General features: G+C 61.0%; 5 protein-coding genes and 1 pseudogene. 1 reads left to right on the plus strand and 5 read right to left on the minus strand.

Features of this window, described 5'->3' with window-relative positions; translation table 11 throughout:
• On the plus strand, positions 1-90 hold a 90-nt coding region (locus tag NKI85_RS37190), incomplete at its 5' end, for a DUF736 family protein (RefSeq protein WP_130827500.1).
• Positions 91-126: 36 nt separating this feature from the next.
• Here the strand turns inward: NKI85_RS37190 and NKI85_RS37195 are convergent.
• The 5 genes and pseudogenes from NKI85_RS37195 to NKI85_RS37215 all read right to left on the minus strand — a co-directional run bounded on the left by NKI85_RS37195 (position 127) and on the right by NKI85_RS37215 (position 6,452).
• Positions 127-2,565, minus strand: a complete 2,439-nt coding sequence (locus NKI85_RS37195) for a TOTE conflict system archaeo-eukaryotic primase domain-containing protein (protein ID WP_352532553.1) — start codon at positions 2,563-2,565, stop codon at positions 127-129.
• 188 nt (positions 2,566-2,753) lie between these two features.
• Positions 2,754-2,996 (minus strand): annotated as a pseudogene (locus NKI85_RS37200) (DUF736 family protein); the annotation flags it as partial.
• Positions 2,997-3,840: 844 nt separating this feature from the next.
• Entirely contained in the window at positions 3,841-4,776 is a 936-nt protein-coding gene (locus NKI85_RS37205; protein WP_352780847.1) for a DUF2493 domain-containing protein, read from the minus strand.
• Positions 4,777-5,085: 309 nt separating this feature from the next.
• Complete coding sequence (locus NKI85_RS37210) at positions 5,086-6,132, minus strand: DUF7146 domain-containing protein (RefSeq protein ID WP_352532557.1); 1,047 nt, start codon at positions 6,130-6,132, stop codon at positions 5,086-5,088.
• Positions 6,132-6,452 (minus strand): hypothetical protein, encoded by a 321-nt coding sequence (locus NKI85_RS37215; RefSeq protein ID WP_352532559.1) that lies wholly within the window; start codon positions 6,450-6,452, stop codon positions 6,132-6,134. The genes NKI85_RS37210 and NKI85_RS37215 overlap by 1 nt, the downstream gene beginning before the upstream one ends.
• Positions 6,453-6,606: the final 154 nt, after the last annotated feature.

The following is a 6,606-nucleotide window of genomic DNA, read 5'->3' on the forward strand; positions in this document are numbered from 1 at the left end:
AAGCTCGACGATCCGTCCTTCACGGCGCCGGTCTACGCCTCCCTCGTCCAGGGCGACAAGGGCGAGCACAAGCTCATCTGGTCGCGATGACCGGCCAAGGGCGTCCCGCTCCACAGCGGGGCGCCACTATTCGATCATATAGCCCAGCGCGCGATAACCCGCGCGACGCTTCGCAGCCATCCTGGCCAGAACGGGGACAGTGTTATCGACATAGTCGACGACCAAGACATCTCTTTTGCCATCATGCTGACGATGCAGACGGCCGACATACTGCGCCAACGTACCCTTCCAGGCGATCGGCATCGTCAGGAACAGCGTGTCGAGCCGGGCGTCATCGAAGCCTTCGCCGATATAGCGGCCTGTCGCCAGTATCAGGCGCTCCTGATCATCGGATACGCGCAATGCCGCGTTGGCCGTCTTTCGATCGCCCGCAGACATGCCGCCGCGCAGCACCACGAGATTTTTCACGAATGGCGAGAACCGCTGCTGAAGATAGTCGAGATGGTCTTTCCGCTCGGTCAGCACCACTGGTGAACGCTTCGCCTCAAGCGATTTCAGCACATCATCGAAGATCAGATCATTCCGACCACTGTCTTGCGCAAGGGCCGCGTAAATTGCGGGCATCGATGGACGTTCGGCCGACGCCAAACATGGCGGCAATTCAAATTTCGTCGAACGATCGCGCACACGGTGGCGGATGCCACGTTCGGCGGCTTGAACTCTTGCGTCGACCCGATGGCGAACAGGGCCGCATTGCATGAAGATGATGGGATGATGCCCGTCCTTTCGGGCAACGGTCGCGGACAGACCCACGACATACCGCGCTTTCGACCGTCGAGCGACGAGCTCGAAGCTTGCCGCGGATAGGTGATGGCATTCATCGACAATCAGGTGACCGTAATCGGCAACGATATCTGCGACTTCCCCATGGCGTACCAGGCTCTGGATGAGCGCCACATCGATGACACCAGTCGGCTTTCTTTTCCCGCCTCCGATAGTTCCGATCTGTTTCGGGTCTATGTTCAAAAAGGAACTCAGGCGCTCCACCCATTGAGTGAGCAGTTCCCGACGATGAACGAGAACCAGGGTGTTCCGGCCACGATGCGCAATCAGGGCTGCGGCGACAACCGTCTTGCCGAAAGCCGTTGTGGCGGCAAGCACACCGTTGTCGTGGGCGACAAGGGCATCGAAAGCCTTCGATTGCGGTCGCCGCAGTTCGCCTTGGAAGCAAAGGTCCGCAGGCAACGCCATGCCGATTTCGCGATGATCGTCCAAATTGGCAACGGCGCCGTGGCTTTTGACGAGATCGATCGCCTCGTCGAGGCAGCCTCGGGGCAAAGCGACATGCTGCGCATAAAGCTCGGCACATGACACGACCCGAGGCTTGCCAAAAGTCGGCAAGCGCATCGCCTGCGCGCGATAAAATTCCGGGTTCTGGAAAGCCGCCAGACGAATGAACTGCGTGGTCAAGGCCGGCGGAAGCTCCGCTCTGTCAATGTAAACCTGGTCGGCGACAACGATGCTGATGCTTTGCGGGATCGCAGCGTCTATGCGTCGTGGTTCGCTACGACGTGACGGTGACATCTTCCACGGCTCGTCGGCATGTTCGTCATCAACCGGCATGCGAACGCCCAAGACCCTACCTGACAGTTCAGCCTCGTCGGCAATCCTGAAGACCGCGTCAGCCGATAATCTCGGCAGAGACGACAGGTATGCCCATTGGTCATCGTAGGGCTGCAAGTCTTTGTCTAGAAAAACGCTGTTGCCGATCTCACGGGCTTTCCTTTGCAGGGGAAGCGCGATCAGATTGCCAAAGCCGCCGAGCGGCATCGTATCCTGATTGGGAAAGAAGCGATCATAGGATGCAAAGCCGATCTCGGGGCGTTTCTCCATTGTCTCCGTGATCAGGGCAGCCCCTAACTGCCGAGCGATCTTGGCCGGAACGGGCTCAGCGAAGAATACCCAAACATGCCCGCCATTCCCCGATCGCGATCGCTCCAAGGCGGCGCCAATTCCTTTTGCATGACAGATGTCCAGCAATGCCCTCGTGTCATCGGCCCAGCTTTCCTTGTCGAAGTCGGCCGCGAGGAACCAGCATGTCTCATCTTGCAGCAACGGATATACCCCGGCGACAAAGTCCCCCGAACGGGCGTCGCCGCCGCGCAAATGTTTCTCGATGATATCCTCGGAAGGCGAGATGAAAGCCTGATGCGGGCATTCTGCGCATTTCACCTTCGGCTTGCCGCAGATCCCCTTCGCCCACTCATTGGAACATGCAGGAGAATATCCAGAGCGGCCTGCTTTCCTGTTTTCCCATCGAACGGGAAAAACATCGGGACGCCCGGCGAACAGACGGCGGAACAACTCGATTTTCTCGATCGACGGCGAGTTGTTAGTAACAGGGGCATCGGCAAAAGTGGGGCGTTCGACGGCAAGCCGAGCGGATATCAGCTTTTGCTCAAGCGTTTCCAATTCGCGCTTAAGCGCAATGCGCTCTGCATCCAGATCAGCTAACCGCAGCTGAATGCGCGCGATTTCCTCCGAAGCATCATCCTTGTCCGCCAAAGTCGTATCCTACGCCCCAACGCTCATGTCACGGGCCAACATAGATCAAAGACGGCTTCGGCTTAAGACGCGCAATGCGCGACCTGCAGCGGGTTTGTAAGTGGGATTTTGCGGAGCAGATTCCGCCGCGACTATAGGGAAACCGGCGTTCAACGACCGACACTTCGCATAATCCCGCTCTACGCATAATCGACCTGCCCGACGAAGACACGGTGGCTGGGGGCGTTGTCGCCAGAGCGGTTGGTCTCGGGTACGATGCGGACGTTCTTGGTCTGGAGCGAGAGGGTGACGATTTCGCCGGTGAACTCGTTGTTGCCGGTCTTCTTGAAGGTTCCGATGATCGCCATAACAGTTCTCCTTGAACTCTGTTGCGAGCCCGCACTATGCGGCCTCGATGGCGATCGGCGGGCCGGAGGCAATCGACGCCGCATCGCTTGCGACCGCAGCGCCAGCGGAGGATGGCAGCCAAGCGACTTTGTTGTTTGGCGAGGAATGACGGCGCAGCCGGCAGGGGAAGAAAGTCGATCGGTGCCATTGCGGCTTAGTCGATCGAGGCGCAGCCGACTTCGGCCAGATCAGCCCATTGAAGAGGCCGTTTGGAGCGGTCGGCCAGACAGAGACATCCATTGAGAACCTGGCGATACCGTCGCACCGGCGAAATTCCGGTTATGACGACCACCGGCGTCGACGCTCCTTCTGTACAAGCTTCGATAAGTTGCAAGCTGTTGCCAGCACCGCGCTTAAGACACGCACGCGATGGGCTCAACTCAAGGCTGACGTGCCCCACCGGATACTCGCCAACTTTCGAACGAGACGGCACGTCGCAGTGGATCCGAACTATGCGTCGCGCTCAAGGCGTGTCAGCCTCACCAGTAACGATGCGATGGCTGGTCAGAAACAGCCTCCAGCCCGCCTCGGTCGTTCGGTGAGTTCGCCCGAGCCAGGCACTGTCCGGTTGAACCGGGGCCGCTATCGTCTTGTCCGCAGTTGCAATGGCGGCTGTGACCGAACCAAGCCACCGGCCCTCAAACAGGCGTCTCGTGTATGGCTTGCGTGGCGGGTAGCCTGCGAGCGCAGCTGATACGCCGAAGGCAAGCGCGACAGCGTTGCGCACCCTCCCTAGCACCGGGATGCGGACGTAAGTATTGCGAAAGCAGGAATGATGCCGGGGGCGGAAAATCTGACAAACCGGGGCCGAGCATTCCGGCGAAGTACAAAAAAACAGGCTCTCGCTGTCCGACGCGGCCCTATCGTGCAACGGAGACATTGAAGCGCTTACGCGCTGCCTTCGTTGGTGCGGAAGTCGAGGACCGGGATGCCGAGCTTCCTGGCCTTATCGGCAAGATTGTTCTGGATGCCGGTGCCGGGAAAGACGATGACGCCGATCGGAAGCACGTCCAGCATTGCGTCGTTGCGCTTGAACGGGGCGGCCTTGCCGTGTTTTGTCCAGTCGGGCGCGAAGCCGATCTGCGCCACCTTGCGATGGTCGGCCCAGCGGGATGCGATCTTCTCGGCGCCCTTCGGCGACTTGCCATGCATCAGCACCATGTCGGAGTGCTTGGCGTGGACCTGGTCGAGCTTGGCCCAGATCAGCTGGTGGTCGTTGAAGTCGAGGCCGCCGGTGAAGGCGATCTTCGGGCCAAGCGGCAACAGCACCTCGTGCGCGGCACGTTTCTTCGCAGCCAGAAAATCGCGACTGTCGATCATCGCCGAGGTCATCGCCTTGTGATTGACCATCGATCCGCTGCGCGGCCGCCAGCTCGATCCGGTGTGGCGCTCGTAATGCTCCGCGGCCTGATCGCGCATCAGTTCGAAGGCGTTCTGGCGTTCCACTAGCGTCTGTCCCTCGGCCGTCAAGCGTTCCAGCTCGACTGATTTCACCTCGCTGCCATCCTGCTCACGCTGGCTACGGCGCTGCGCCTGCTCGTTGTAATCGAGTTCGCGCTCGATCCGGTTGGTGGCACGGTGGAAGACGTTGACGGTCGACCACAGGAGATCGTCGAGATCGGGCTCAAGGCGAGTGTCTTCCAGTGTCGCGATGATGGCGTCGAAGATGTCGGCGATCGCGCCGGCGACGCGGTGGCCCTCCGGAAGCCGTCGAGGATCAGGCTCATCCGCGAAGGGGCGGTAGCCGTAGAGCTGAAGCTCGGTGAGGGCGTGGTCGATGGGTGATGAGGCGTGCTGTGTTTCGTAGTCGTCGTGCTCGCTCATTGGATGCTCCTGTTTTGGACCGCGACCCTCGCGGCCTTCATGGCGACGAAAGCCGGCGAACGGGACGGATCTGCACCCGCAGTGAAGCGGAGGGCCGGAGCGTCAGCGGAGGAGGACGAAGGCCGGCTATTTTGCCTCGCGATGGAAAGCGCTCGCTTGGGCGCGCGCCGGAAAATAGTCGGCCGAAGACGTTGCGGCTCCGGGCCGTTTGCAGGCCGATCGCCCTCTCGAAGGCCGGGGCGCGGTTGTCTCCGACCTTAGGGGCATCCGAACGATGCCGGCGACAGCGGCACGCTTGTCCGGTCCGGGCTATGCCGCAACTGTCATGAAACGGCCGATGTCCTGCGGGGCGAGCTGGACACGGGCGCGCGCCCGAAGATCATCCACGCCGAGCGTACAGAGATCTTCGTTGAAGTCCCCAAGTGCCGGCGAGAGCACGATCGCCTCGATCCCGGCAGCATTCGCTCTTTCGATCAAGGTGTCACGCGCGCCGTCACCGGCTGGATCGGCGTCGCGCACGATGTAGAGCCGTCTCAGCGTGAGGGGGAACAGGATGGCAGCAAGATGGGCGGCCGAGAGTGCTGCGGCCACGGCCATATCGGGCAGAATGCACCGAAGCGACAAGAGCGTCTCGATGCCTTCGCCGGCCGCCATGACTTCGCCGGGCAGACCAAAGCGAACCGCGTGCCCGAGAAGGTCGCCCATCGCGCGCCTCGGCGTATCGACCGGTGCCTTGCCCCTGCCGGAAGGATCAATCCAGGTGCGATGCGCGCCAGTCAAACGACCGTCGAGATCGGTGACGGAAGCGATCATCGCCGGCCAGGTCTCGGTCGGCGAGTGTTCGTCGGGCCGATAATAGCAGCGCGGGTGGAAACGCAGGCTTTCGGTCCCGTGCAAAGCAGTAATCCTGCGATTGCGCAGATACGTCTCTACGACCGTGCCCGCAATCGGCCGCGACATCGCAAACAACCGACGCGCTGCTTCCGATGATCCGGATGGCGTGGCTACCGATTTCAACCGGGGGGAAGTCTGCTTTGGTTCGAGATGCGGTAAGCCGAGGAACGCCATTGCCTCATTGGCAACGTCCCTGAAGTCGATCAAGCCGCAGCTTTCGCGGATCACGTCGAGAAGATCGCCATGCTCGCCTGTCGCCGCATCGGTCCACTTGCCGGCTGCTCCTTTTCCGCTCTGCGACCCGATGAGCCGCACGAACATCGAGCGGCCTGGCGTGTTTTGGACATCGCCGACAAGCCAGTAGCGGCCCTCGCGATGCCCGTTCGAAAGATAGTGGCGACAAACTGCCTCAGCCTGCCGGCCGAGGCGTTGCGCCAGTTCGGACGCATCGTGCCGGGCCATCAGGCATACTCCCGCATGTCGATGCGCTGCACGGGATAACGCTCCAGCAGCTTGGCCAGAATTGCGGATCCAGGTGCCTGTGGCTCAGCGAGATTGGCCGACCCGGCGCGACTCTCGGCGACAAGGCGGTCGATGCCTCCACTGCTGGTCTTGCGCACGATGAGGCGCGAGCGGGTTGCCACTTCAGCTACGAGGTCCGGTAGATCCCCGATCCAGATGCCGGCCTTGACGCGCCGGACCTTGGACTGGGAGAGCACCACCTTCTTGAAGGGGATGTCTCGCGAGGACGAAAGGGTGATCTTCTGAACGGCAGTAGCCATCGGGATGTACTCCGAGACGGGCAGCCGAGAGCCTCTCTCTCGACCTCCAAACCCGTCAGTGCGCCAAGCACAGCCCTCTAACTCTTTGACCAGAAAGGAGAAAAGCCGAGTTGGAAGACTAGCCACCAACATCTCCGGAGGGCGAAAAACCCTC

The organism is Mesorhizobium sp. M0571 (assembly GCF_040320985.1).
In the GTDB taxonomy this organism is placed as follows: domain Bacteria; phylum Pseudomonadota; class Alphaproteobacteria; order Rhizobiales; family Rhizobiaceae; genus Mesorhizobium.